Source organism: Mesorhizobium sp. CA5 (genome assembly GCF_020165105.1).
Classification (GTDB): domain Bacteria; phylum Pseudomonadota; class Alphaproteobacteria; order Rhizobiales; family Rhizobiaceae; genus Mesorhizobium.
This window is the reverse complement of the sequence record NZ_JAIUHJ010000010.1, coordinates 18368-42442: the sequence shown is the minus strand read 5'-3', so window position 1 is coordinate 42442 and position 24075 is coordinate 18368. Positions and strand designations below refer to the sequence as shown.

Annotated in this window: 24 protein-coding genes and 1 tRNA gene; 13 read left to right on the top strand and 12 right to left on the bottom strand. The window is 65.2% G+C overall.

Translation table 11 applies throughout. The annotated features are described in order from the left end of the window. Positions 1 to 57 precede the first annotated feature (57 nt). Positions 58 to 576, bottom strand: coding sequence for a disulfide bond formation protein B (locus LB529_RS14885; protein ID WP_140632836.1), 519 nt, complete (start codon positions 574 to 576; stop codon positions 58 to 60). A 22-nt stretch (positions 577 to 598) separates the two neighbouring features. After that, positions 599 to 1189, bottom strand: coding sequence for a YqaA family protein (locus LB529_RS14880; RefSeq protein WP_224527497.1), 591 nt, complete (start codon positions 1187 to 1189; stop codon positions 599 to 601). A gap of 334 nt (positions 1190 to 1523) precedes the next feature. Here LB529_RS14880 and LB529_RS14875 point away from each other — a divergent pair. Beyond that, positions 1524 to 1608, top strand: a tRNA-Leu gene (locus LB529_RS14875). 46 nt (positions 1609 to 1654) lie between these two features. Here the strand turns inward: LB529_RS14875 and LB529_RS14870 are convergent. The 5 genes from LB529_RS14870 to LB529_RS14850 all read right to left on the bottom strand — a co-directional run bounded on the left by LB529_RS14870 (position 1655) and on the right by LB529_RS14850 (position 7059). Beyond that, positions 1655 to 2815 (bottom strand): YncE family protein, encoded by a 1161-nt coding sequence (locus LB529_RS14870; RefSeq protein ID WP_224711479.1) that lies wholly within the window; start codon positions 2813 to 2815, stop codon positions 1655 to 1657. A gap of 71 nt (positions 2816 to 2886) precedes the next feature. Next, positions 2887 to 4167 carry a GNAT family N-acetyltransferase gene (locus LB529_RS14865; RefSeq protein WP_224711478.1) on the bottom strand — a complete coding sequence of 427 codons (1281 nt, stop codon included), beginning with the start codon at positions 4165 to 4167 and terminating at the stop codon, positions 2887 to 2889. Continuing rightward, positions 4167 to 5570, bottom strand: a complete 1404-nt coding sequence (locus LB529_RS14860; RefSeq protein ID WP_224711477.1) for a lipopolysaccharide biosynthesis protein — start codon at positions 5568 to 5570, stop codon at positions 4167 to 4169. Before LB529_RS14860 ends, LB529_RS14865 begins: the two co-directional genes overlap by 1 nt. A gap of 246 nt (positions 5571 to 5816) precedes the next feature. Further along, positions 5817 to 6269, bottom strand: coding sequence for a hypothetical protein (locus LB529_RS14855; protein WP_224711579.1), 453 nt, complete (start codon positions 6267 to 6269; stop codon positions 5817 to 5819). A gap of 517 nt (positions 6270 to 6786) precedes the next feature. Further along, entirely contained in the window at positions 6787 to 7059 is a 273-nt protein-coding gene (locus LB529_RS14850) for a DUF4242 domain-containing protein (RefSeq protein ID WP_095767571.1), read from the bottom strand. A 243-nt stretch (positions 7060 to 7302) separates the two neighbouring features. Between LB529_RS14850 and LB529_RS14845 the strand changes: the two genes are divergently transcribed. Then, positions 7303 to 9888, top strand: a complete 2586-nt coding sequence (locus LB529_RS14845; protein ID WP_224711476.1) for a helix-turn-helix transcriptional regulator — start codon at positions 7303 to 7305, stop codon at positions 9886 to 9888. Positions 9889 to 9989: 101 nt separating this feature from the next. Here LB529_RS14845 and secA read toward each other — a convergent pair whose 3' ends face one another. Beyond that, positions 9990 to 12722 carry a preprotein translocase subunit SecA gene (gene secA, locus LB529_RS14840; protein WP_224711475.1) on the bottom strand — a complete coding sequence of 911 codons (2733 nt, stop codon included), beginning with the start codon at positions 12720 to 12722 and terminating at the stop codon, positions 9990 to 9992. Between the two features lie 263 nt (positions 12723 to 12985). On the opposite strand from secA, the gene LB529_RS14835 reads away from it, so the two are divergent. Next, positions 12986 to 13903, top strand: a complete 918-nt coding sequence (locus LB529_RS14835) for a peptidylprolyl isomerase (protein ID WP_224711474.1) — start codon at positions 12986 to 12988, stop codon at positions 13901 to 13903. Between the two features lie 60 nt (positions 13904 to 13963). On the opposite strand, the gene LB529_RS14830 is transcribed toward LB529_RS14835, so the two are convergent. Continuing rightward, positions 13964 to 14557, bottom strand: coding sequence for a TetR/AcrR family transcriptional regulator (locus LB529_RS14830; protein WP_224711473.1), 594 nt, complete (start codon positions 14555 to 14557; stop codon positions 13964 to 13966). 191 nt (positions 14558 to 14748) lie between these two features. Between LB529_RS14830 and argJ the strand changes: the two genes are divergently transcribed. The 5 genes from argJ (at position 14749) to LB529_RS14805 (ending at position 17965) form a co-directional block, all read left to right on the top strand. After that, a complete protein-coding gene (gene argJ / locus LB529_RS14825; RefSeq protein ID WP_224532540.1) occupies positions 14749 to 15990 on the top strand; it encodes a bifunctional glutamate N-acetyltransferase/amino-acid acetyltransferase ArgJ in 1242 nt (413 codons plus the stop codon). Beyond that, the gene (locus tag LB529_RS14820; protein WP_224711472.1) at positions 15990 to 16769 is read left to right on the top strand and encodes a GNAT family N-acetyltransferase; all 780 of its coding nucleotides are present in this window, start codon (positions 15990 to 15992) and stop codon (positions 16767 to 16769) included. Before argJ ends, LB529_RS14820 begins: the two co-directional genes overlap by 1 nt. After that, positions 16766 to 17188 (top strand): (deoxy)nucleoside triphosphate pyrophosphohydrolase, encoded by a 423-nt coding sequence (locus tag LB529_RS14815; protein ID WP_140847406.1) that lies wholly within the window; start codon positions 16766 to 16768, stop codon positions 17186 to 17188. Before LB529_RS14820 ends, LB529_RS14815 begins: the two co-directional genes overlap by 4 nt. Before the next feature lie 165 nt (positions 17189 to 17353). Continuing rightward, positions 17354 to 17674: a hypothetical protein gene (locus tag LB529_RS14810; protein WP_095767514.1), complete on the top strand. Its 321-nt coding sequence runs from the start codon at positions 17354 to 17356 to the stop codon at positions 17672 to 17674. A gap of 111 nt (positions 17675 to 17785) precedes the next feature. Then, positions 17786 to 17965, top strand: coding sequence for a Flp family type IVb pilin (locus LB529_RS14805; RefSeq protein WP_095767573.1), 180 nt, complete (start codon positions 17786 to 17788; stop codon positions 17963 to 17965). An 18-nt stretch (positions 17966 to 17983) separates the two neighbouring features. On the opposite strand, the gene LB529_RS14800 is transcribed toward LB529_RS14805, so the two are convergent. Continuing rightward, the gene (locus tag LB529_RS14800) at positions 17984 to 18856 is read right to left on the bottom strand and encodes a methyltransferase domain-containing protein (RefSeq protein ID WP_224711471.1); all 873 of its coding nucleotides are present in this window, start codon (positions 18854 to 18856) and stop codon (positions 17984 to 17986) included. 65 nt (positions 18857 to 18921) lie between these two features. Here LB529_RS14800 and LB529_RS14795 point away from each other — a divergent pair, with 65 nt between their 5' ends. The 4 genes from LB529_RS14795 (at position 18922) to LB529_RS14780 (ending at position 21359) form a co-directional block, all read left to right on the top strand. Continuing rightward, positions 18922 to 19722, top strand: a complete 801-nt coding sequence (locus tag LB529_RS14795) for a ComF family protein (protein ID WP_224708304.1) — start codon at positions 18922 to 18924, stop codon at positions 19720 to 19722. Positions 19723 to 19798: 76 nt separating this feature from the next. Continuing rightward, positions 19799 to 20068 carry a glutaredoxin 3 gene (gene grxC / locus LB529_RS14790; RefSeq protein ID WP_140543583.1) on the top strand — a complete coding sequence of 90 codons (270 nt, stop codon included), beginning with the start codon at positions 19799 to 19801 and terminating at the stop codon, positions 20066 to 20068. Between the two features lie 2 nt (positions 20069 to 20070). Then, entirely contained in the window at positions 20071 to 20937 is an 867-nt protein-coding gene (locus LB529_RS14785) for a carbon-nitrogen hydrolase family protein (protein WP_224711470.1), read from the top strand. After that, on the top strand, positions 20934 to 21359 hold the full coding sequence (locus tag LB529_RS14780) for a DUF1178 family protein (protein WP_224711469.1): 426 nt from the start codon (positions 20934 to 20936) through the stop codon (positions 21357 to 21359). The genes LB529_RS14785 and LB529_RS14780 overlap by 4 nt, the downstream gene beginning before the upstream one ends. A gap of 180 nt (positions 21360 to 21539) precedes the next feature. On the opposite strand, the gene LB529_RS14775 is transcribed toward LB529_RS14780, so the two are convergent. Next, positions 21540 to 22037 carry a MarR family winged helix-turn-helix transcriptional regulator gene (locus LB529_RS14775; RefSeq protein WP_224532533.1) on the bottom strand — a complete coding sequence of 166 codons (498 nt, stop codon included), beginning with the start codon at positions 22035 to 22037 and terminating at the stop codon, positions 21540 to 21542. Positions 22038 to 22136: 99 nt separating this feature from the next. Between LB529_RS14775 and LB529_RS14770 the strand changes: the two genes are divergently transcribed. Then, on the top strand, positions 22137 to 23069 hold the full coding sequence (locus tag LB529_RS14770) for a DMT family transporter (RefSeq protein ID WP_224711468.1): 933 nt from the start codon (positions 22137 to 22139) through the stop codon (positions 23067 to 23069). Between the two features lie 157 nt (positions 23070 to 23226). On the opposite strand, the gene ubiG is transcribed toward LB529_RS14770, so the two are convergent. Next, the gene (gene ubiG, locus LB529_RS14765; RefSeq protein WP_224711467.1) at positions 23227 to 23976 is read right to left on the bottom strand and encodes a bifunctional 2-polyprenyl-6-hydroxyphenol methylase/3-demethylubiquinol 3-O-methyltransferase UbiG; all 750 of its coding nucleotides are present in this window, start codon (positions 23974 to 23976) and stop codon (positions 23227 to 23229) included. Between the last annotated feature and the right edge of the window lie 99 nt (positions 23977 to 24075).

Genomic DNA, 24075 nt, shown 5'->3' with positions numbered 1-24075 from the left:
TACGACTCATCCTGCCGAATTCTGTGAACGATCTCGCGCCGCCGCTTTGGTGTCGGCTCAATCCCGCGCGAGCGCGCTGCGGAAGGCGACGGCGGCGAGGACGAGGCTGGCTATGGCGTTCCAGCCGGCGAGCGACAGGCCGAGGATGCGCAGTGCGGCCTTGTCGCAGGAGGGCGGCACGAACTTGTCGAGCGCGTCGAGCACGCCCTTGCCGCCAGTGTCGACCGGACCGGCGCCGGCGGTGCAGTCGGCCGGACCTTGCCACCATGCCCATTCGACGCCCGAATGATAGACGCCGAGATAGAGGCCGTAGAGCATCAGCAAGCCGCCGATCGCGAGCAGCCCGCGCGTCACCCAGGCCGGCGCTCGCAGCATCGAGGCGATCGCCGCCAGCAGCATCAGCGGCACGCCGATATAGTAGGGCGTGCGCTGCTCCAGGCAGAGATGGCAGGGGATGTAGCCGCCGATATATTGGAAGGCGAGCGCCGAGCCGACCGTCGCGGCCATGGCGACGGCGAGAAACAGCGCCGCGCGCATGCGCTGGCGTCCGGTGTCGGCATTCATGGTCGCGGTCATCTATCGGTCCGTTGTTGCGTCGCTATCCGTGGGCGTATCTGACGAGGATATAGAGCAAAATCAGGGCAGCGGCGCCGGCGCCGACAATCAATCCCAAGCGCTTTTCGATGAACTCCCTGATCTCCTCGCCATAGCGGCGAAGCAGCCAGGCAAGCAGCAGGAAACGGGCGCCGCGCGCCACGATCGCGAGCCCGATGAAGAGCAGGAGATTGACGCCGATGACGCCGGACAGGATCGTCACCACCTTGATCGGCGGCAGATGGGCCGCGCCCGAGGTGACCAGCATCAGGATGATGAAGCCGACGCCGGACGAGGTGCGCAACTGCTCGAACTCATCATATTTGCCGTAGAATTCAAGCACCGGCTTGGCGACTGCCTCATAGGCATAGTGGCCGATGAACCAGCCGGCGACGCCGCCCAGAACCGAAGCGACCGTGGCGATCAGCGCATAGCGATAGGCGCGCTGGGGTTTGGACAGCGCCATCGGCAGGAAGAGCACGTCGGCCGGCACCAGGAAGACCGAGCTTTCGACGAAGGCAATGAAGGCCAGCCACCATTCGGCCGATTTGCGCGCCGCCAGCGACAGGGTCCAGTCGTAAAGTCCGCGAAGCATCGGCTCTCCTAATGCGATTGACACAATTCCGGACGGGAAAACCGCTGCGCTTTTCCTGGAATTACCTAATGCATGTCACCCCAAACGGCGCAGCGGTTTTCGGCCACCGGCACGTACGAAACAAGGACCCAAAGCGCCGCAGCCGTCATTATCGACCGGGCACCTTAAACATTCGCCTCTCTAGAAAGATTTCCTGCCGCGCACAATGGCGGTGGTCCTTACAAGACCGCCGGATGCTGTTTGGCCCAAGCGGTGCCGGCAAATCCGCAACAGGCCAGTTGACGAAAGGCCGTCCAACCGTATAGTCCGCGCCCATCCAGGCCGCCCGGCCTGAGCCCCTATGGCGGAATTGGTAGACGCGCTCGACTCAAAATCGAGTTCCGCAAGGAGTGCTGGTTCGATCCCGGCTAGGGGCACCATCCTTCGCTCTGCGAGCTTCGGATGGCGGGCCTTCACAAAAGTGCCCTACCGCATATTCCCCGTATGCCCCTGCGAGTAGCGCCCCGGCTGCGGCCACACGGTGAGGCCATGCGGCTCGGCGCCGACGCGGATTTTCGTCACGGCGCCGCTGGTGGTGTCGATCATATAAACCTCGCTGTCGAAGCGGCCCGACAGCCATAGCTGCCTGCCGTCGGCGCTGACATTGCCCATGTCGGGGCTGCCGCCGCCGGGGATCGGCCATTGCGCGACCACGGCGCGGGTGGCGAAGTCGATCACCGTGACGCTTCCCGGACCCCTGGCCTTGCCCTGCTCCATCCTCTGCGAGCCGCGGTTCGAGACGTAGAGCCGCTTGCCGTCGCGGCTGACGACGAAGCCGTGCGCGCCGATGCCGGTTTGGATGAAGCCGATTTCCCGAAAACTGTCGCCGTCGACCAGGAACACGCCGTCATTCATCATGTCGGCGACGTAGAAGACCTTGCCGTCGGGCGACAGGCGGATGTCCTGCGGCATGCCCATCCTGGAGAAGTCGAGATGGCCGAGCAGCTTTTGGTTCTTCAGGTCGATCTTGGCTAGGCCGCCGTCGCCATATTCGCAGGTGAAGATCGCGTAGGAACCGTCGGCAGAGAAGTCGGCATGGTTGATGCCCGGGCAAGTCGGCGTCGGCAGGCTCGATTTCAACGTCATGGTGTGCGGGTCGCGGAAATCGAGCTGCTCCATCGCCTCGTCGACGACAATTGCCGCGCTGCCGTCCGGCATGAAATACAGATTGTAGGGGTCGTCGACCGGGATCTGCTGGCCGGGCATGGCCGTCATCGGGTCGATCGGCGTCAGGCTGCCGTTTTTGCCGGTGCCGTTGTTGGCGACCCACAGCGTCTTCAAATCCCAGGACGGAATAACATGCTGCGGCTTGCTGCCGACCGGGAAGCGGTCGACCTCCTTCAAGGTGACGGTGTCGATCACCGAGACGCTGTTGGAGGAGCGGTTCGGCACATAGACGCGCGGCAGCGCGCCGGCGGTGGCGGGGCTCAGATGGCCGGCCATGGTCTGGCTGTAGATGTTGACCGGGGGAGGCGCCGGATCGCTGCAATCCTCCGGGCAGGTGTCGGCCACGGCTCGAGCCGGAAGCATGGCGAGCAGGACAAGCGGCGCACAAAGGCGGGCGAAGCGCAGGACGATATCGATCATTTGAAGTGCTTTGTGGTGAAGGCACGCCGGGTCCGGCCGCCGCAAGCCATAGCCGGTGTCTCGCCGCCCATCTAGCGTCTTTTCAGCAGGCTCCGCATGCGGTTGCGCAGGATGCGCGCCATGTTGCGGGTTTCGCGGTAGAGATGCAGTTGCGAGGCGGCCTGCCGGGCCAGCCGGTCGGCATCCGGCGTCAGCCCGATCACCAGCGTGCCCATCGGCTTGCGCTCGCTCCACAGACGGCTCATCACCGGATGGTCCGGAACCGCGCAGGAATCGGTCATGACGATGTTGGGATCGTCGAGATGCTGCCTGGTCACCTCGATCATCAGCAGCGTTCCCGGCGAGTAGGCGGAGAGCGTCTCGTCATAGGCCGTCTTCCAGGTGTAGGCGACGCCGGCCTCGACGAAGACGACCAGGCAGGCGATGGTGCGGCCGTCGAGCGTCAAGAGGTGGATGCGGCACATGTCCTGCTCGGCCAGCCTGTGCACGGCCTCGCGGGCGAAAGCGGCGCGGTAGCGGTCGATCGCCATCGCGGTGCGCTCGCGGCCTTTCCAGCCGGCCGCTTCGAGCGTCAGGAAGCTTTCGATGGCGTGGCGGATCTCGTCCGGCCCGCGCGCCACGACGTGCTCCAGCTTGCCGAGGTCGGCGAGACGCCGCTTCAGGCGGCGGAATTCGCGATAGTGATGCGCGCGCAGCGAGGTCTTGAGGTAGTCCTCGCCGTCGGCATCGCTTTCCAGCACCGGCCGCTCGACCTTGCCGGTGGTCACCATGGTCAGGCCGCGGCTGTCGGCAAAAGAGGTGAGCAGGCTCGCAACCGGACCGTCGAGGCGCATATCGGGCAGCACGAAGACCTTGGGCAGCTTGAGATGCGGCCGCGACAGCATCGAGAAGAAATCCTCGATGACGCCGACCGGATCGTCGCGATCGACCAGCGGCGTTCCGAGCGGGCCGAACGGGCTCGACCATGTGCGCATCACCGGGACGCCGAGCGGGATCGCCGGCCGCTCGACCGAGAACGGCGCCAGAAGCCGAAGCCGGTTGCGGTATTCGTCGCCGTCGCGGATGACGGCCAGCCGCACCTCGCGGTCTTCCAGCCGCGGCATCGCCGGCGCCAGGAAGCGCGGGTTGAAGAAGACATTCGGCTCGATCGTGCGGGCGCTGAGATAGTCAAGCTCCTCGACAAGATCGAAGCCGGCCGAGGCCGGATAGATGGCGAGCTTGCGCTCCGGCCTGTTGCTGGCGAAGAGCTCGATATGGGCGGGGTCGACCTCGCGCGCCAGGCCGGCAAGGTTGGAAACCATGGCGCCGGCGGTGCCGCCGCTGGTCTCTTCGAGCAACGGGACGGCGGCCATCAGGCGACTTCCTTGTTTGCGGGCACAAAGATCGCCATCACGATGCCGAGCTTGCGCCAGACGGTGAAGGAGAGCGCGCTGGCCTCGAAGACCATGGCCAGGCTGGTGGCGATTGCCGCGCCCCAGAGGCCGAACAGCGGAATGAGGATCACGTTGAGGCCGATGTTGAGCGCAAGCGTCATGGCATAGACGGCGGCGCAGATGTTCTGGTTGCCGCTCATGGTGAGCAGGCTTTCGCAGGGGCCGACGGCGGCGCGCGCCACGACGCCGAGAACCAGCAGGAAGAGCAGCGGGTAGCCGGCGGTGAATTCGGGACCGAACAGCACCAGCATAGGCTCGCCCAGCGCCAGCACCAAGAGCGCCATCAGCAGCGAGGGCCAGAAGGTCCAGGAGACGGTCTCGCGGGCGAAGGCGGCGAGCCGATGCGGCTCGCCATGGGTGAACTGGGCGTAGCGCTGTGCAACGCCGGCCTTGACCGCGAAATAGACGAAATGCACCAGCGCCAGCGTCTTCACCGTGGCGAAATAGACCGCGACGTCATTGGGGTCGAGATAGGCGCCCACCATCAGCACGTCGGCGTTGGTGAGCAGGAAGAAGAAGCCCTCGACCAGGAAGATCGGCAGCGAGACGAGGATCCACTGGCTAAAATGCACCGCCCTCGGCCCGGCCGGGATCTTTTTCTCCATGCGCGAGGTGACGGCCATCAGCTGGCCGAGCGTGGTGACATAGGTTGCGGCGATGGAGGCGAAGATCGCGGTCTTGGCGTCGGGCACATAGTGCAGGCCAAGCATCAGCGCCATGAATGCCAGGATCAGCACCGGCCGCACCAGATAGGTGGGCGACAGCGCCAGCAGCGCCCAGGAATTGGCGCGCGCCAGCCCTTGCAGAAGGTCGCCGAGCGCGATCATCGGCAGACAGATGACGCCGAGTATGAAGGGGATGACGTAGTAATCCTCGATCCAATCCGAGGCGAGCCAGACGCCAAGGGCGCCGAGGCCTGCCACCAGCGTCGAGGCGACGAGCACGAACAGGCGGCTCGCCTGCACGATGCCGCGCAACTCGGCCAGCATGCCGCGCTCGCGATATTCGGGAATGAAACGGATGACCGAGGTGTGAAAGCCGAGGCAGGCGAGATTGCCGACGATGACCATCGTCACCCAGACCAGCACCGAGATGCCGTATTCGAACGAGCCCATCCAGCGTGCCATCAGCACCTGGCTGACGAAGGCGATGAGGGCGCTGACGATGCGGATGGAAAAGGCGATCAGCGACATGCGCCCGGCTTCGCCGCGTTCGTCGGCGGTGGACAGCACGGCGTCGATGCGGCCAAGCAACGGCCGCATGCGCAGCGCCCAGCGCTGCGGCAGGAACCGCCCGGCAGTCGTTGCCGCGGAAAAGCGCACCCCGAATACTCTCCGTTTTCCGCCTCTTTCCAAGGTTTCGGGTCTATCCGAAACACCTTAAGAAAGGGTGGGTGGGGGAGCGGGCTTTTCCTTCTCCCCTTGTGGGAGAAGGTGTCGCCGAAGGCGACGGATGAGGGGTGTTCCAGGGAACGCAGAGCTCTCACTCCGCTGGAACACCCCTCATCCGTCTCGGCGCTATCGCGCCGATCCACCTTCTCCCACAAGGGGAGAAGGCTAGGGCGCTGCTCACATCCCCTGCATGGCATCGCACGACACGTTCGGGTTCATGTCGGCGAAGGCGCCGGTGGGGTTCTGCTTCCAGGCCCAGACATGCAGCTCATAGAACGGGCCGAGGCCGTAGCGGTTGGGCGCCGTGTTGAAGTTGAACAGATGGCCTTCGAGCGAGGCCGGGCCCTTCGCGGTGATGTATTCGACCGCGATCAGCTTCAGCGTGCCGTCGGCCATCGGCTCGTACATCACGGCTTCCGGCTTGGCGACGTCGACGGCGTCGTCCTTCAGATAGGCGGCGTTGACGTAGTGGATACCCATCGCGCCGCCGGTGAGGCCGCTGGCGCAGGGGATCGGCGCATAGCCTTCGGCTTTCGCCACGGCGACGTCCTCGAAGCGGCTGTCGAGCGCCCGCACCTTTTCGGCAAGCGGATTGACGGTTTCTGCCGTGGCCGCGCCCGCCATCAGCATGATGATCGAGGCAGAAGCGCCGACAACGCATTTGATTAAGGTCTGAATGTTCATTTGTCTCTCCAATTGAGGCGCGCAAGCGGCGGCAGTCGGCCGGTAGGCCAACTCCGAACGCCGGCGGCGCCTGTCGGTAAAAGGGATGGTCGCTGATCCCGACCAGAGCGGTTCACCGAACGAACCGCTCCAAGTCTTTGTTTTGCGCAATTCCGGACGGAAAACCGCTGCGCAGTCTTCTTGGAATTGCCCGGTGCGGGATCAGCTGTGATGCCACCAATGTTCCCAGTATTCGCGCGGGTTTTCCCGCTCGTGCAGGCCGATGTCGCGTCTCAGGTAGTCGTCCTGCGGTGGCAGAAAGCGTCGCCGGTGTCGCAGGGGCGAAAGCAACGCCGACACAGCCCGTCGCATGAAGCCGCGCCGTGACGGGACGATGTCCGCCGCGGCGGATGCAGCCTCGTCTTCTGGCACGGCGTCAGGTCCGCCGGCGACGGGTATGGTCTGCCCAACATGGTCTGCCCGATCAGCGATAAAAGTAGGGGTCGAGGACCCGGACCTCCGTGATCTTGTCGACGGGAAGCGAATTCTTCTGCGCGGTGCTGCGGATCGCCTCCGGCGAGGGCGCATCGTAGATGCAGAAGCTCTTGCTCTTGTCGGGCGAGACGAAGGATTGCACCCAGGTTACGCCTTTCTCGGCATTGCGGGCGATGACGCCGCCCATCGCGGTTGCGCCGGCGTCGTTCATCGGCACGTGCAGCCCATCGGGGAAGGTACGCTCAATCAGGTAACGAGGCACGATCGGTTTCCTTTCATTGGTGAATTGCGCTCGGTTCAAGCGCGACCCAGCAGAAATCACCTTCGTGGCAGGCGCGCATCGGAGCCATTCCCCATATTGGCCGGGACGAATCCCTATCTTTGCGACGTTTTATGTGGAAGATGGCACCTCAGTGTGTGGAAAGTCACATTGTCGCGCCGTTTCCCAGGCTATCGCGGCGGCGGCCCGCCACGATGGAAATTCTGATTTGGCGAGAGGGTGACAATGCTTCTGGAACGGCAGACGCAGCTGCAGCAAATGGGTGCCTTGCTGGCGGATGCAACAGGCGGCCGCGGCCGCGTCGTGGTCCTGTCGGGAGAAGCCGGCGCCGGCAAGACGGCGCTGGCCGAGGCGTTCGCAAGCCGCTTGGGCAAGGACCTGACCGTGCTTCGCAGCGCCTGCGAGGATCTCTCCATTCCCGATCCCCTGGGGCCGCTTTACGATCTGGCGCGCGAGGCGCAGTGGGAGCCACCGCGAGCGATCGACGACCGCCAGGTGCAGCGGCTGCCATTGTTTTCCGAGGCGCTCGACGTTTTCGAAGCGAAAGGTCCATCCCTGCTCGTCATCGAGGACCTGCACTGGGCCGATGACGCGACGCTCGATTTCGTGCGTTTCCTCGGCCGGCGCATTGCAAACACGCACATCCTGCTTCTGATCACGGCGCGCACCGACCGCAGCGAAGGACAGATGCGCGTGCGCCGGGCGCTCGGTGAGATACCGGCCGGCAACATCCAACGCATAGAAGTGCCGCTGCTCAGCGAAAGCGCGGTGCTCTCGCTCGCCGCGGCGGCCGCGCGCGACGGCGACGCGATCTACCGCGCAACGGCGGGCAACGCCTTCTTCGTCACCGAGCTGCTCGCCGCCGCGGTCGATGGCGCGTTGCCGGCGAGCGTCCGCGACGCCGTGCTGGCGCGCGCCGAAAGATTGTCGCCCGGCGCCCGCTCGATGCTCGACGCGGTCTCGGTGTTTCCGCGCCGCGCCGATGCCTGGGCGCTGAGCGGCCTTTGCGGGATCGCCGCCGCCGGCCAGCTCGCCGAATGCCTGGCCCACGGCCTGCTCGAGGATTTCGGCGACGGCTACGCCTTCCGGCACGAGATCGCCCGCACGGCCATCGAGATGGCGCTGACGCCCAGCAAACGGCGGGAGTACAATGAGCGTGCCCTGGCAGCCTTGCGGGACAATCCGCAAGTCGCCACCGCAAGGCTGGTGCATCATGCCGTGGAAGCACAAAGCCTCGACGTGGTGCGCGAGCTCGCGCCGCTTGCCGCGCGCGAGGCATCCCGCGTCGGCGCGCATCGCGATGCGGCGGGCTATTACGAGGTCGCGCTGCGCTATGCGGATATCCTGCCGATCGAAAAGCGGGCGGAGCTCTATGAGGGGCATGCCTTCGAGTGCCACCTGATCGGCCGCGTCGAGGCGGCGATGGAGGCGCAGGGCCGGGCGCGCCAGCTGCGCCAGGCGCTGGGCGACCGGCTCAAGGAAGGCGACAGCCTCAGGTGCTCGTCACGCTTCGCCTATCTGCTCGGCGATCGCGAGTCGGCGGATCGGTTCGGAGAGCAGGCCGTGGGGCTTCTGGAGACCGCGCCCGACAGCGCCGAGCTGGCGATGGCTTATTCGAACCTCTCGCAACTGGCGATGCTGGCCGAGCGGCTCGAGGACGCCCTTTCGCTCGGCGGCAAGGCGGTCGAGCTGGCGGAGCGGCTCAACCGGGCGGACATTCTATGTCATGCGCTGAACAATGTCGGCGCCGCCGGACAATGGCTGGATTTTGCCAAGGGGCGGCGCGATCTCGCCCGCAGCCTTGGGATTGCGCTGTCGGGCAACTACCAGGAGCATGCGGCGCGCGCCTTCACGAACTGCGCCTGCGTCGAGATGAACAGGCTCAACTTCAAGGAGGCGGCGTCGTTCCTGGATCGCGGCATCGGCTATTGCGTCGAGAACGATCTCGCGACATGGCGCGACTACATGCGCGGCGTGCAGGCGCAGCTTTTGCTTCGCCGCGGCTTCTGGAACGACGCCGCGACAATGGCGCATGAGGTTGTCGACGACGACGCAACGACGCCGCTGGTGCGCTATCCGTCGCTGGTGGCGCTGGCACGATTGCGCATCCGCCGCGGCGACCCGTCGGCCGAGCCGATCGTCGAAGAGATGAGGCGGTTCCTGGACAAGGGCATGGAGCTGCAGCGCCTCGTGGCGTTTGCCCAGGTGCTGGCCGAATCGGCCTGGCTTGGACAAGCCGACAAGCAGGAAGCCTTGCGGCTGATCGCGGTTGCCGAAAATCTCGCGCCGACGCCGGCCGTGTTCGGCGAACTTGCCACTTGGCGGGAACTGTTGTCGCCGGGATCCGAACCCGGCGACACGGACGGCATGGCGGAGCCGCACCGCCTGCAACTGACGGGCGACTGGCGCGCCGCCGCCAGGTTATGGGCCGACATGGGGGCGCCTTTCGAACAGGCAATGGCCTTGCTGCTCGGCGACGAAGCGGCGCAGCGCGAGGCGCTCGCCATTTTCGAGGACCTTGGCGCGAGGGCGGTCGCGCAGCAGGCGCGCAGCCTCATGCGGGAAAGCGGCGTCAGTCACATCGCGAGAGGGCCGCGACAGGCGACGCGCGCCAACCAGGCCGGCCTCACGCAGCGCCAGATGGAAGTCCTGGAACTTCTCGAGCGAGGCTTTTCCAACAAGAAGATTGCCGCGCATCTGACCATTTCGCCGAAGACGGTCGATCACCACGTTTCGGCCGTGCTGGAGAAGCTGGAGGTCATCTCGCGCGGCGAAGCGGCTGCCGCGGCGCGCGCGTCGGGTCTGGTGTGAGGCTTGTTTCTGCGCCTGAAGGAAACCGCCGGCCCCGGCGCTGCCCCTCATCCGCCCTTCGGGCACCTTCTCCCCGTTGAACGGGGAGAAGGAAATAGGCGTCAGGCGAACGTGCCGTGGCAGTGCTTGTACTTCTTGCCGGAGCCGCAGGGGCAGAGTTCGTTGCGGCCGACCTTGCCCCAGCTCGCGGGGTTCTTCGGATCGCGGTTTTCCGGTGCGACGACGGCGTTGGTGTCCTGACGCACCAGAAGCGCGGTCTCGCCGCCCTGGAAATCATCCTCGCCGGTGGAGCCGTCGATATGGCTGCCGAACATCTCGGGCGCTTCAGGCGGCGGCGCATCGGCCGCCTGGCGCACCAGCTCGACGCGCATCAGCTGTGCGGTGACGGCCTGCTCCAGATTGCCGAGCATGGCCTGGAACAGCTCGAAGGCCTCGCTCTTGTATTCCTGCAGCGGGTCGCGCTGGGCGTAGCCGCGGAAGCCGACGACCGAGCGCAGATGGTCGAGATTGACGATGTGCTCGCGCCACAGATGGTCGAGCGTCTGCAGCACCACCGAGCGTTCGACATAGTTCATCACGTCGGGGCCGAAGCGGTCGGCTCGCTCCTTGGCGGCGGCATTGGCGGCGGCCGTGATGCGCTCGCGAATGTCATCCTCGGCGATACCTTCTTCCTTGACCCATTCCTCGACCGGCAGGTCGAGGTTAAGGTACTGCGCCACTTCCTCCTTGAGACCGGCGACGTTCCACTGCTCGGCATAGGCGTTTTCGGGGATGTTCTTGGCGACGATCTCCTCGATGACGCCTTCGCGCATCTCGGCAATGGTTTCGGCGAGACCTTCTCCGTCCATCAGCTCGATGCGCCGCTGGAACACCGCCTTGCGCTGGTCGTTGGCAACGTCGTCATATTTCAGGAGGTTCTTGCGGATGTCGAAGTTGCGCGCCTCGACCTTCTTCTGCGCTTTCTCGAGCGCCTTGTTGATCCAGGGATGGATGATCGCCTCGTCTTCCTTGAGGCCGAGCTTCTGCAGCATGCCGTCCATGCGCTCGGAGCCGAAGATGCGCATCAGGTCGTCCTGCAGCGACAGGAAGAATTTCGACCGTCCGGGATCGCCCTGTCTTCCCGAACGACCTCTAAGCTGGTTGTCGATGCGGCGCGATTCGTGGCGTTCGGTGGCCAGAACATAGAGGCCGCCGGCGGCCAGCGCCTTTTCCCTCAGGCGCTCGACGTCGGCGTGGATTTCCCTTTCCCTGGCCTCGCGCTCGGGGCCCTCGGGCATGTCTCCAAGTTCCTCCGCGATGCGCATCTCGGCATTGCCGCCGAGCTTGATGTCAGTGCCGCGGCCGGCCATGTTGGTGGCGATGGTGATGGCGCCGGGCTTGCCGGCCTGGGCGACGATGGCCGCCTCGCGCTCGTGGTGACGGGCGTTCAGCACTTCGAAGTCCTTGAAGCCGTCCTTGCGCAGGCGCTCGGCCAGCTGCTCGGATTTCTCGATCGAGGTGGTGCCGACCAGCGTCGGCTGGCCCTTGGCGCTGGCTTCGCGGATTTCCCTGACGATCGCCTTGTACTTCTCCTCGACCGTCCGGTAGACCTCATCGTCCTCATCCTTGCGGATGACCGGCAGGTTGGTCGGGATTTCGGTGACCTCGAGACCGTAGATGTTGCCGAATTCCTCCGCCTCGGTCAGCGCCGTGCCGGTCATGCCGGCGAGCTTCTTGTAGAGGCGGAAATAGTTCTGGAAGGTGACGGAGGCCAGCGTCTGGTTCTCGGGCTGGATCTGCACGTGCTCCTTGGCCTCGAGCGCCTGGTGCAGGCCTTCCGAATAGCGGCGGCCCGGCATCATGCGGCCGGTGAACTCGTCGATGATGACGATCTCGCCGTTGCGCACGATGTAGTCCCTGTCCTTCTGGAACAACAGATGCGCCTTCAGCGCGTTGTTGACGTGATGGACGATGGCGACGTTCTCGACGTCATAGAGCGACTCGCCTTTCAACAGGCCGGCGTCGCGCAGCATGTTTTCCAGCTTCTCGGTGCCGTCCTCGGTGAAGATCGTCGTCTTCTGCTTCTCGTCGACCTCATAGTCGGCCGGGCTGAGCTTCAGCATGAAGGCGTCGATGGTGTTGTACATTTCCGAGCGGTCTTCGAGCGGACCGGAAATGATCAGCGGCGTGCGCGCTTCGTCGACCAGAATAGAATCGACCTCGTCGACGATGGCGTACGAGTGTCCACGCTGCACCATCTGCGAGCGCTCATACTTCATGTTGTCGCGCAAATAGTCGAAGCCGAGCTCGTTGTTGGTGGCATAGGTGACGTCGCAGGCGTAGGCCTCACGGCGTTCCTCGTCGGAAAGGCCGTGGACGATGACGCCGACGGTCAGGCCGAGGAATTTGTAGACGCGGCCCATCCATTCGGCGTCGCGCTTGGCGAGATAGTCGTTGACGGTGACCACATGCACGCCCTTGCCGGCGAGCGCATTGAGGTAAACCGGCAAGGTGGCGACCAGCGTCTTGCCCTCGCCGGTGCGCATCTCGGCGATGCCGCCATTGTGCAGCACCATGCCACCGATCAATTGCACGTCAAAGGGACGCATGCCAAGCACGCGGCGGGCCGCCTCGCGCACCGTGGCGAAAGCCGGAACCAAGAGATCGTCGAGCGCAGCGCCGTTGGCGAGATCCTGGCGGAACTTTTCCGTGCGCCCCGCAAGCTCGGCATCGGAAAGCGCCCGCATCTCGTTTTCCATGGCGTTGATGGCTTCGACCCTTGGCCGGGTCGACTTGACGCGGCGGTCGTTGGAAGAACCGAAAACCTTACGGGCGAGACCGCCGAGACTGACCATCCAATGGCCCTTTCGATAGCAATTTAGCCGTTTGCGACAGGCACCGGGCGGGCCCATCAAATCCGCGTGAGTGCGGACAAACGCAAAAAGCGCCCGGAAAACGGTTCTGGACGCCAAGTCGTTGGACAGATAAGAGGGGGCTCAATCGATGTCAACGCCGCGTTAGCCCTATCGGCAGCGCCAAATTCCGCCACAATTCGACTGATCTGGAACCCTTCCGCTCACGCGATCCTTATTGGCAATCCCCATTGGAGTTTATCTTGATGTCCCTGTCGATCCGCCGCGCCTCGCTCGCCAGCCTCGGTCTGGCCTTCGGGCTCTCGGCTCTTTGCCTGTCGCCGCTGATGGCGCAAGAGACCAAGCCCGCCCAGCCGGACGCCACGGCGCCCGCGGCTGCTCCGGTCGATCCCAATGCCGTGATCGCCACCGTCAATGGCGAGAAGTTGACCGAGGCCGATCTTCGGCTCGCCGAAGGGGAACTGTCGCAGCAGTTCGCGCAACTGCCGCCTGAACAGCGCCGCGCTGCGGCCCTCTCGGCGGCGATCGAAATCCGCGTCATGGCCAAGAAGGCCGTCGACAGCGGCCTCGACAAGGACGCCGACTTCCAGCGCCGCATGGCTTTCCTGCAGGCGCGAGCCCTGCATGGCGAGGTCGTCGAGAAGGAAGTGGTCGACAAGGTGACGGACGCCGAAGTGCGCGCCCGCTATGACCAGGAGATCGCCAACACGCCGCCGGTCAACGAAATCCATGCCCGTCACATCCTCGTGAAGACGAAGGAAGAGGCCGAGGCGATCATCAAGCAGCTCGACGGCGGCGCCGATTTCCAGAAGCTCGCCAACGAACACACCAGCGATCCGAGCGGCAAGACCAGCGGCGGCGATCTCGGCTGGTTCGGCCCGGGGCAGATGGTGCCGGAATTCGACAAGGCGGCGTTCGCGCTCGACGTCGGCAAATATTCGAAGGAGCCGGTGCAGTCGCAGTTCGGCTGGCACGTCATCAAGATCGAGGACAAGCGCGCCAAGCAGCCGCCGGCCTTTGACGACGTCAAGGACCAGGCCAAGCAGGCGGTGATCCGCGACAAGTATTTCGCCATGGTCAAGGAGCTGCGCGCGGCCGCCAAGGTCGAGATCCCGGACGAGAAGCTCAAGAAGGACATCGACACGCTGGAAGCCGGCAAGTAATCCGCTTGCGGCTGAATAATTCTGAAAGGGCGCCTTTGGGCGCCCTTTCGCTTTCGGGGGTCAAGCGTTCATTATGCCCCGCGTGATGTAGCGAATGGCGGCGCGGATCGCCGCCTTGTCCTCGTCGAGCCGTTCGGTCAGCAGATGCCGCCAGGCGAAAGAAGCGACCAGGTCGGCGACGATCCCGGCATCGACGTCGGCCGCCACCTCGCCGCGCGCCTTGGCCCGCTCGATCATCCGGCCGGTATGGCTGCGGCGTCCTTTTGAATATTCGGCAAGCGCGGCCGCGGCCGTCTCGTCCGACTGCGCCTCTGCGATCAGCGAGCGGAAGATGTTGCCCGACGGGGTGTCGCGCCAATGCGCGAACAGGTTCTCGAGGAAGCCGGCCAGATCGTCCTCGACGTTCCCGGTGTCGGGCGTCTCGACGCGCTTCTGCCGCTGGTAAACCTCGATCAGCAGGGCCGCCTTGCTCGGCCACCAGCGATAGATGGTCGGCTTTCCCGCCCGCGCCCGCCGGGCGACGGCCTCGATCGAGAAGCCGGGATAGCCCGCCTCGCGCAACACCGCCTCGGCGGCGTTGAGGATGGCATCGGCGCTCTCGGGACTGCGTTTTGCGCCGATCGACTTGCGCCCGCGAGCGGCGGCTTCGCCCATCGAGGTCTTCCTTGGCCGGTGAATCTGCAGCCGATCATATTGGCTTCGGCGACGAAACGAAACGACGTGTTTCCAATTGCAAGGCCGCCGGCCAAGCCGGCAAGGCGCGGCCAGAACGCCTCTTGCGCCGGCGCGCGCTATCGGGCAAACCGGCTTCCTTCCTTTCGTGTTCTTGCCGCTCCGGGATACCGATGTCTGCTACGATTTCGCCGCTCGCACCGAAGAAATATCCGAAGATGCCGGTCATCGAGGGTGTGCGCATCGCGACCGCCGAAGCCGGCATCAAGTACCGCAACAGAACCGACCTGCTGGCTATGGCCTTCGATCCGGGCACGGCTGTCGCCGGCGTGTTCACCAGGTCGAAATGCCCGTCGGCGCCGGTCGACTTCTGCCGTCAGAACCTGCCCGCCGGCAAGGCGCGTGTTCTGGTGGTCAATTCCGGCAATGCCAACGCCTTCACGGGCAAGAAGGGCCAGGCTTCGACCGCGCTGACCGGCGAGGCGGCGGCGAAGGCCGCCGGATGTTCGCAGAGCGAGGTGTTCCTGGCCTCGACGGGCGTCATCGGCGAGCCGCTCGACACGACCAGATTCAGCCATCTGCTGGCCGGCCTAGTCAAGGACGGCAGGCCGGATCAGTGGACCGAGGCGGCCAAGGCGATCATGACCACGGACACCTATCCGAAGGTGGCGACGGCGACGGTCAAGCTCGGCGACACCGACGTCACCATCAACGGCATCGCCAAGGGCGCCGGCATGATAGCGCCCGACATGGCGACGATGCTCTCCTTCATCGCCACCGACGCGCCGATCGCTGCCCCCGTGCTGCAGGACCTGCTGTCGCGCGGCACGGCTAAGACCTTCAATGCGGTGACCGTCGACAGCGACACCTCGACCAGCGACACGCTGCTCTTCTTCGCCACCGGCAAGGCCGCGGCGCGCGGCGCGCCGGCGATCGGCGATCCCAAGGACGCGCGGCTCGGCGCCTTCCGCCGGGCGCTCGGCAAGGTGCTGAAGTCGCTGGCGCTGCAGGTGGTGCGCGACGGCGAGGGCGCGCGCAAGCAGGTCGAGGTCACCGTCACCGGCGCGAAGTCCGCCCGCTCGGCCAAGCGCATCGCGCTCTCGATCGCCAACTCGCCGCTGGTCAAGACGGCCGTCGCCGGCGAGGACGCCAATTGGGGCCGCGTGGTCATGGCCGTCGGCAAGGCCGGCGAGCCGGCCGACCGCGACCGGCTGTCGATCTGGTTCGGCGACAACCGCCTGGCGCATGAGGGCGAGCGCGATCCGGCCTATTCGGAGGAAGCGACCTCGGCCTATATGAAGCGCGACGACATCCGCATCCGCGCCGATCTCGGCATCGGCCGCGGCAAGGCGACGGTGTGGACCTGCGACCTCACCAAGGAATATGTCGCCATCAATGGCGATTACCGGAGCTGATGGCGCCGGTGTCGAGGCATCCGGCAAGCGTGCTCGCGGTCGTGCGTCGCTACGAGGCGGCGGGTTTTCGCGCCTGGCCGGCGGCCGCCGTCCATTATGACGGGACATGGGTGGTGCGGCTGACCGCAGGTCTCCCCGCCAAGCGCCTCAACTCGGTCAATCCGCTCGATCCGGGCGACACGCACGCCATCGAAGAGCGCATCGGCCGCGCCGCAAGACGCTTCGACGCCTATGGTAGGCCGCTCACCTTTCGCATGTCGCCGCTGTCGGGACAGGTCTTGTCCACGCATCTCGACAAGGCCGGCTGGAACATGTTCGACGAATCCCTGGTGATGCGGTTGCCGCTGAAGGAGGTCGAGCTTGGCGCGGCCATGGACCAGATTCCGCTCAAGGACATCAGCCGTTTCATCGGCGCGTCGCTGAGGACGAGCGGCTCGGACGCCTCGCTGCGACCCGGCCTGTCCGAGGTCATCGGCGCCATCCAGCCGGAAGCGGGGCTGTTCGCGCTCGAGGACGGCAACGAGCCGCTGGCGACGCTGATCTGCGTTCATGACGGCGATCTCGCGGGTCTGTTCGAGGTCGCCACCGAAAAGTCGGCGCGCCAGAAGGGCCATGGCCGCAATCTCATCCTGTCGGCGCTGAAATGGGCACGGCTGCGCGGCGCGCGGGAGGCCTGGCTACAGGTCGAGGCCGGCAATGCGCCGGCGCTCTCGCTCTACCGGTCGCTCGGCTTCGAGGAAGTCTATCGCTACCACTATCGTCGGCCGCCGGGCACATGAGCGAGGTCAAGCCGGCCGGAAAGCGACTGCTGCTGGTCGCCGCCTGCGCGCTGGTCGATACCGACCGGCGCGTGCTTCTGGCGCAGCGCCCGGAGGGCAAGCAGCTTGCCGGCCTGTGGGAGTTTCCAGGCGGCAAGGTCGAGCCCGGCGAGACGCCGGAGGAGTGCCTGGTCCGCGAGTTGCATGAGGAACTCGGCATCGAAACCGAGATTCCGTGCCTGGCGCCGCTCACCTTCGCCAGCTACTCCTATGACGATTTCCATCTCTTGATGCCGCTCTATGTCTGCCGCCGCTTTCGTGGTATCGCGCAGCCCAGGGAAGGCCAGGGGCTCAAATGGGTCAGGCCGCGGCAGATGCGCGACTATCCGATGCCGCCGGCCGATGCGCCGCTGATCCAGTTCCTCATCGACCTTTTGTAGTTTCGCGCCGACTTGGCGGCAGGTCGGCGTTTCCCGGGCGGCTGAGTGTTTCCGCACGTTTCCGGGAGCTGGTTTAGTCAGCGTTAATGGAAGATTTATCCCGACGTGAAAAATTGCGCGAGGCCGTTTCGCGCGGCGATATCGTCGATGACTGGGAAACACGGCATGAGCCTTGAAAGAGACTGGGATTCGATCCGGCCCGACCGGGGATTTCGCGCGGTGGACGCCGGCATGGGCATCCTGCGGATCACGCTTCTCTTCGGCTCGGCGGCGGTGGCGCTGGCGCTGATCGCAACGCCTTTCCTGGACAACCAGACCCGGCCGCAGAGCGTTCGCGACGGCTTCGCGGGCGGGCTCGACATGACCGCGACCGGATCGATCGGCCACCGCCCCAATACATATACGGTGCGCCGCAGCGTGCTGCAGCCCTTGCCCAGTTCAATCTGCGTCATCCGCAACGACGGCAGCCGCAGCGGCGAGTGCTGACTTGGTTAATGATTTTCCGGCGCGACGGCGTTTCACTCGCTGTTAAGCTTTTGCCGTTAACCTTTCTTAATGGGTAGGACATTAGAGTTTCTGCATGAGGGATCGATGATCATGAAAAACCTGCTGCAGCAATTCATCCAAGACGAAACGGGCGCTACGGCCGTCGAATATGGTCTGATCGTCGCGGTGTTGTCGCTGGCCATCATTGCCGGGGTCAAACAGGCGGCAGACGGGCTGGTGTGGCTGTTCACCGACAACAACAGCAAGCTTGCCAACGCCTTCGCTCACTGACGGCATCACGGGGGGCGCTCAGGTCCTAGACGGGTTCTCCAGGACCGCCTTGAGCGAGACCTTGGCGGATCCCGGCTTGAGCGGCTTTTGCTGCGAGGCGTCGGGCGCCCAGCCGGACATCCAGACAATCGAAAAACTCGCGCGGATACGGCCATCCGGATCCGCAAACCGCTCGGCGTAGAGCTCCGCGGCGCGGGCAAAAAGCCGTCTGCCGGCCGGCCTGCGGCTGCGATCGACGAGCGCGTTTGTTTCGCCCATGGCGCGCAGGTCGGCGGCGAGGTCGAACAGCGTGTCGTAGCGCACCGCGACCGTTTCGACATCGGCGACCGGCAAGGCCAGGCCGGCGCGCTGCAACAGCGCGCCCGCGTCGCGCACGTCGGTGAAGGGAAGGATGCGCGGGCTTGCGCCGCCGTAAAGCTCCGTCTCGGCCGCCAGCATGCTCTCGCGCAATTCCGCCAATGTGCCCGCGCCGGCAAGAGCGCCGAGGAAAAGCCCGTCCGGTCGCAGCGCCCGGCGGATTTGCGCAAGCACGCCGGGAATGTCGTTCATCGCATGCATCGAGAGCAGGGAGACGACGAGATCGAGGCTGGCCTCCTCGAACGGCACGGTCTCAGGCGGCGCTACCAGGCCGGTGCCGCCGGCCAGAAGCGCTTCGTCCATCTCGACGCGCACGATTTCGCCAACCTTGCCGCTGCCGGCAAGCACGTCCACGGCCGCTGAAGTCTGGCAGAACAGCGCGGCCGCCTTGCCGAAGCGGCGTTCGACGGCGCCCAGCCGGTCGACAAGGTCCTCGGCGGCGCGGCGCATCAGGAAATCGGCGCCTTCGACGGGGCGCGCGAGTGCCCGGCGCTTGCGAGCGAGCCAGAGCTCGGTGTCGATCAAGGGCTGCAATGAAAAGCTTCCTGTTGTCCGCGCGTGCCGGAGTGGTGTTAAGGTGGCGCGGGGTTTCCTTTCACGTGGCCGATCCGGTGCACAAGATCAAGACCACAGCGGTCCAGGATATGACGCGGCAGGCACTGGCCTGGCCGGCACGGCTGTTGTTTCCGCCGGTTTGCGCCGGCTGCCGTCGTCATGTGTCGCAACCCGGCGTGCTGTGCGGCGCCTGCTGGCCGAAGCTTAGGCTGCTGGAAAAACCCTGGTGCCCGGTGATGGGCACGCCCTTCACGCATGACATGGGCGAGGGGTTTCTTTCCGCCGAGGCGATCGCCGATCCGCCGCCCTTCGAGCGGGCGCGGGCCGCCGTCCTCTATTCGGGTGTCGCGCGGCAGATGGTGCAGGGGCTGAAATATCAGGACCGAACCGACCTAGCGCCCTGGATGGCGAACTGGATGATGCGGGCCGGCGCCGAGCTGATTGCGGAGGCCGACCTGGTCGTGCCGGTGCCGTTGCACTGGCGGCGCTTCTTCCGGCGCCAGTTCAACCAGTCCGCGGAACTCGGTCGGGCCGTTGCAAAGCTCGGCGGGCTGCCCTTCTCGCCATCCGCGGTCAGGCGCGTGAAGTTGACGCGCCAGCAGGTCGGGCTCGAACGGCACGAGCGCGAGGAGAATGTGCGCGCCGCGTTTCGCGTGCCGCCAGACGCTGAAATCGAGATAGCGGGGCGCCGGGTGCTCGTGGTCGACGATGTCTATACCACCGGCGCAACGGTGCGGGCCGTCGCCAAGGCGCTGAAGAAAGGCGGCGCCGGAGCGGTCGACGTGCTGACCTTCGCGCGCGTTCTGCCGGGGGACTTCCGAGCCGATGAGTCTGCAACTATATAGTGCTTAAGTTGTTGTTTTGGTGCATGTCGTTTTCGCGCAACTGGCGAGCGACGTGGATAGGCAGGATTGCTGATTGATGGTCGATGTGACGATCTATACGCGCATGATGTGCGGCTATTGCACGGCCGCCAAGCGGTTGCTCGAGCGCAAGGGCGTGACCTATACCGAGCACGACGCTTCATTCTCGCCGAAATTGCGCCAGGAAATGATTTCACGGGCACATGGGCGCACCACTTTTCCGCAGATATTCATCGGCGACACGCATGTTGGCGGCTGCGACGATCTCCATGAATTGGAGTCGCAGGGGCGGCTGGACGTGCTGCTTGCCAACGAAGCGAGGGCTTGATCATGGGTGTTTTCAAGGCGGCGGCGGTGCAGATGCGTTCGGGGACCAGCCCGGAGCGCAATGCGGCCGACATGGAAAGGCTGGTCCGCGATGCCGCACATCGGGGCGCGACCTACGTCCAGACGCCGGAAATGACCGGTGCGCTGATCCGCGACAAGCAGGCGGGGGCGGCCGCCTTCACCACCGAAGACAAGGACGTGGTCGTCGCGACCGCGTGCAGGCTGGCGAAGGAGCTCGGCATTTATCTGCATGTCGGCTCGACGGCAATCCTGCGCGCCGACGGCAAGCTCGCCAACCGCGCGTTCCTGTTCTCGCCCGACGGCGCCCTGATCGCCGGTTACGACAAGATCCATATGTTCGATGTCGACCTCGACAATGGCGAGAGCTGGCGCGAATCCGCCTCCTACGAGCCGGGAACGGAAGCGGTCGTGACCGATATCGAGGGGACGAGGCTGGGCTTCGCGGTGTGCTACGACCTGCGCTTTCCGCAACTGTTTCGCGCCGAGGCGATGGCCGGGGCCGAGGTGCTGACAGTGCCCGCCGCTTTCACGCGCCAGACCGGGGAGGCGCATTGGCACGTGCTGTTGCGCGCCCGCGCCATCGAGAACGGCGCCTATGTCATCGCCGCCGCGCAGGGCGGCCTGCATGAGGACGGGCGCGAAACTTATGGCCATTCGCTGATCGTCGATCCGTGGGGGCGCATCGTCGCCGAGGCCGCGCATGACGAGCCCGGCGTGATCGTCGCCGAGATCGATCCGGCGCAGTCGCTTGCCGCGCGCCGCAAGATCCCCAATTTGAAGAACGCGCGGGATTTCACTGTCAATGCCGGGACAAGCGAAGCGCCGCGTCTCAGGGGTGCCGCCTCTTGATCCGTTTTTCCCTGATCTGCGAACACGAGCACGAATTCGAAGCCTGGTTCCGCAGCAATGACGACTTCGACACCCAGAAGAAGCGCGGCTTCGTCGATTGCCCGCGCTGCGGCTCGCACAGGATAGAGAAGGGGCTGATGGCGCCGGCCGTCTCAACGTCCCGCAGCCGAGAGAAGGTCGCTTTGGCCATCGGCGAGGCGCAGAAGCAGGCGCTGGCGCAGCTCAAGGCACTGGCCGAGAAGGTACGCGAAAATGCCGACTATGTCGGCGACAAGTTCGCCGAGGAAGCGCGCAAGATCCATTTTGGCGAGACCGATCCGCGTGGCATCTACGGCGAAGCGACGCCGGAAGAGGCGCAGAGCCTCGTCGAGGACGGCGTCGAGTTCATGCCGATTCCGAGCTTTCCGGACGACCGGAACTGAGGTGTGTCGATATTCAGGTGATGCCGGCCTGCGAATGGCGGCTTCCTGCGCTTCCGGTGCTCACGTACTTTAAGTACGCTCCGCTCCGGTTCTCGTAAGCCACCATTCTCGGCTCGGCCTGACCTGAATCTCAATACACCTTGGCGCAAGTTCACGAAGGTGGAAAGCAGGAGGCATACGCTAGGCAGAGGTTTGGCCCAAGCTTCCGATCAGTTTTTCCAGCAGTTTCGCCAGCATTTCCCGATCCTCGCGTGTCAGGCCGGCGAGGATTTCATGCTCGTTGGCGACGTGGGCGGCAAGCGCTTCGTTGATGAGCTCGAGCCCTTTCCCGGTCAATTGCACCACCACACCGCGCCGGTCGTTGGGATGCGGCGCGCGCTGGATTAGGCCGGCCTTCTCCAGCCGGTCGAGGCGTGCGGTCATGGCGCCCGAGGTCACCATCGTCGCCTCGTAAAGCTCGGTCGGCGTCAGCGCGTAGGGCGCGCCGGAACGGCGCAATGTCGCCAGCACATCGAATTCGCCGGACTGCAGCCCGAAGCGGGCGAAGACCGGCGCCAGGCGGTCGCGCGCGATGAGCGCCGAGACCTCGTTCAGCCGCCCGATGACGCCCATCGGCGACACGTCGAGGTCCGGTCGCTCCCGTCGCCACTGCTCCATGGCTTTGCCTGCTCGATCCATGTTGCTCACCATAAAGTATCTTGACATAAAGAATCTTGGTATTATCTTACTGCAACAGGAACTGGCCGCCAAGCGGTCTCGCAGGGACAGGACGAACCAATGAGACTTCTCTGGGATTCAGCGATTTGGCTTCTGGTCGTGACGGGCGGCCTGCTGGGCATGACGCTGCCGTTCGGCAAGCTCGCCACCGCTGCCGGGGTGCCGGCCATGGTCTGGGCCTTCGTCATCTCGCTGGGCGCAGGCGGCGTGCTGTTTCTGGCGCTTCTGCTGGGCGGCGAGCGCATCCGGCTGACCCCGCACAAGCTGCGCTATTTCTTCGTCACCGCAGCGATTTCCTACGCCATTCCCAATCTTCTGATGTTCTCGGCCATCCCGCATCTCGGCGCCGGCTACACCGGCATCATGTTCACCCTGTCGCCGGTGATGACGCTGGTGTTCTCGATCGTGCTCGGTGTCAGGCGCCCCAACCTGCTCGGGGTCATCGGCATCGCCGTCGGCTTTGTCGGCGCGGCGATGGTCGCGCTGACGCGCGGCGAGGCAGGGCAGCCGGCCGACTATTTCTGGGTGGCGATCGGGCTGCTCATCCCGGTCAGCCTTGCCGCCGGCAACATCTACCGCACCGTCGACTGGCCGCAAGGCACCGGCCCGATCGAGCTTGCGGTCGGCAGCCACCTGGCCTCGGCCACGCTGCTCCTCATCGGCATTTTAACGCTTCTGGGCACGCGTGCCTTCATTCCGCTCGGCGGCGTGCCGCTCGTGGTCGTCGGCCAGGTAGCGTCGGCCTCGGCAATGTTTGCTTTCTTCTTCCGCCTGCAGGCGGTCGGCGGGCCGGTCTATCTCAGCCAGATCGGCTATGTGGCGGCGGCCGTCGGCCTGTTCGCGGGCACGATCTTCCTCGGCGAGCACTACCAGCTTCTGACTTGGCTGGGCGCCGCCATCATCACCGCCGGCGTCTTCATCACGACCAAGGCGCAAAGCCAGACCGGCGCGCCGGCGCCGGTCCGGGTCGAGCCGGCGGCGTCCCGCAGCTAGAGCAATTCCAGGAAAAGTGTGAGCGGTTTTCCGTCCGGAATTGCGCCAAAACAAAGAGATAGAGCGGTTCGCCGTTTCCGCGAAACGGTGAAACGCTCTAGTTCTCGTTGCCGCCGGCCACTGGAGGCGTGAGACGAGCGGTCCGGCTTGCCGCCGTTCAGACCGAAGCTTTCTCCGCCAGCACCATGTAATTGACGTCCATGTCCCTGGACTTCTGCCAGCGATCGGCCAGCGGATGGTAGATGACGCCGGTGCGGTCGATCACCGTGAGCCCGGCAGCGCCCAGCGCCTTCGCAAGCTCCTCCGGACGGACCAGCTTGCCGAACTGATGCGTGCCGCGCGGCAGCCAGCGCAGCAGATATTCGGCGCCGATGATGGCAAGGCCGAGCGCTTTCAGCGTGCGGTTGATGGTGGCGACGAACATGATGCCGCCGGGGCGGACCATCTGGCCGCATTTGGCCACGAACAGGTCGACATCGGCGACATGCTCGACCACTTCCATGTTCAGGATGACGTCGAAGGTCTCGCCGGCATCGGCCAGCGCCTCGGCCGTGGTGGCGCGGTAGTCGACGCTGACGCCGGCTTCCGCCGCGTGCAGCTTCGCCACTTCGATGTTGGTCGCGGAAGCATCGGCGCCGACCACTTCGGCGCCAAGCCTGGCCATAGGCTCGCACAGCAAACCGCCGCCGCAGCCGATATCGAGGAAGCGCAGGCCATCGAAAGGCTGCGCCGCGCGCGGATCGCGGCCGAAACGGGCCGCAACCTGATCGCGGATATAGGCAAGCCGCACCGGATTGAACTTGTGCAGCGGACGGAACTTGCCGTTCGGGTTCCACCATTCGGCGGCAAGGGCGGAGAAGCGTTCCACTTCTCCGGCATCGATGGTCGATCGGCGGGGCTCGGGCATAGGCGGGTCTCCTCGAACGCCAAGAAGAAGTCGGGGAACGCTAGGAAGTCGGGCGCGGGGGAGGGAATGTCAAGGCGGGTTTTTTGCTGCTGACGTCAG

Coding starts and splice junctions, on each gene's coding strand:
- LB529_RS14885 (WP_140632836.1), bottom strand. CDS start 576: ATGACCGCGACCATGAATGCCGACACCGGACGCCAGCGCATGCGCGCG.
- LB529_RS14880 (WP_224527497.1), bottom strand. CDS start 1,189: ATGCTTCGCGGACTTTACGACTGGACCCTGTCGCTGGCGGCGCGCAAA.
- LB529_RS14870 (WP_224711479.1), bottom strand. CDS start 2,815: ATGATCGATATCGTCCTGCGCTTCGCCCGCCTTTGTGCGCCGCTTGTC.
- LB529_RS14865 (WP_224711478.1), bottom strand. CDS start 4,167: ATGGCCGCCGTCCCGTTGCTCGAAGAGACCAGCGGCGGCACCGCCGGC.
- LB529_RS14855 (WP_224711579.1), bottom strand. CDS start 6,269: ATGCTGATGGCGGGCGCGGCCACGGCAGAAACCGTCAATCCGCTTGCC.
- LB529_RS14845 (WP_224711476.1), top strand. CDS start 7,303: ATGCTTCTGGAACGGCAGACGCAGCTGCAGCAAATGGGTGCCTTGCTG.
- secA (WP_224711475.1), bottom strand. CDS start 12,722: ATGGTCAGTCTCGGCGGTCTCGCCCGTAAGGTTTTCGGTTCTTCCAAC.
- LB529_RS14835 (WP_224711474.1), top strand. CDS start 12,986: ATGTCCCTGTCGATCCGCCGCGCCTCGCTCGCCAGCCTCGGTCTGGCC.
- LB529_RS14830 (WP_224711473.1), bottom strand. CDS start 14,557: ATGGGCGAAGCCGCCGCTCGCGGGCGCAAGTCGATCGGCGCAAAACGC.
- argJ (WP_224532540.1), top strand. CDS start 14,749: ATGTCTGCTACGATTTCGCCGCTCGCACCGAAGAAATATCCGAAGATG.
- LB529_RS14820 (WP_224711472.1), top strand. CDS start 15,990: ATGGCGCCGGTGTCGAGGCATCCGGCAAGCGTGCTCGCGGTCGTGCGT.
- LB529_RS14815 (WP_140847406.1), top strand. CDS start 16,766: ATGAGCGAGGTCAAGCCGGCCGGAAAGCGACTGCTGCTGGTCGCCGCC.
- LB529_RS14810 (WP_095767514.1), top strand. CDS start 17,354: ATGAGCCTTGAAAGAGACTGGGATTCGATCCGGCCCGACCGGGGATTT.
- LB529_RS14805 (WP_095767573.1), top strand. CDS start 17,786: ATGAAAAACCTGCTGCAGCAATTCATCCAAGACGAAACGGGCGCTACG.
- grxC (WP_140543583.1), top strand. CDS start 19,799: ATGGTCGATGTGACGATCTATACGCGCATGATGTGCGGCTATTGCACG.
- LB529_RS14785 (WP_224711470.1), top strand. CDS start 20,071: ATGGGTGTTTTCAAGGCGGCGGCGGTGCAGATGCGTTCGGGGACCAGC.
- LB529_RS14775 (WP_224532533.1), bottom strand. CDS start 22,037: ATGGATCGAGCAGGCAAAGCCATGGAGCAGTGGCGACGGGAGCGACCG.
- LB529_RS14770 (WP_224711468.1), top strand. CDS start 22,137: ATGAGACTTCTCTGGGATTCAGCGATTTGGCTTCTGGTCGTGACGGGC.
- ubiG (WP_224711467.1), bottom strand. CDS start 23,976: ATGCCCGAGCCCCGCCGATCGACCATCGATGCCGGAGAAGTGGAACGC.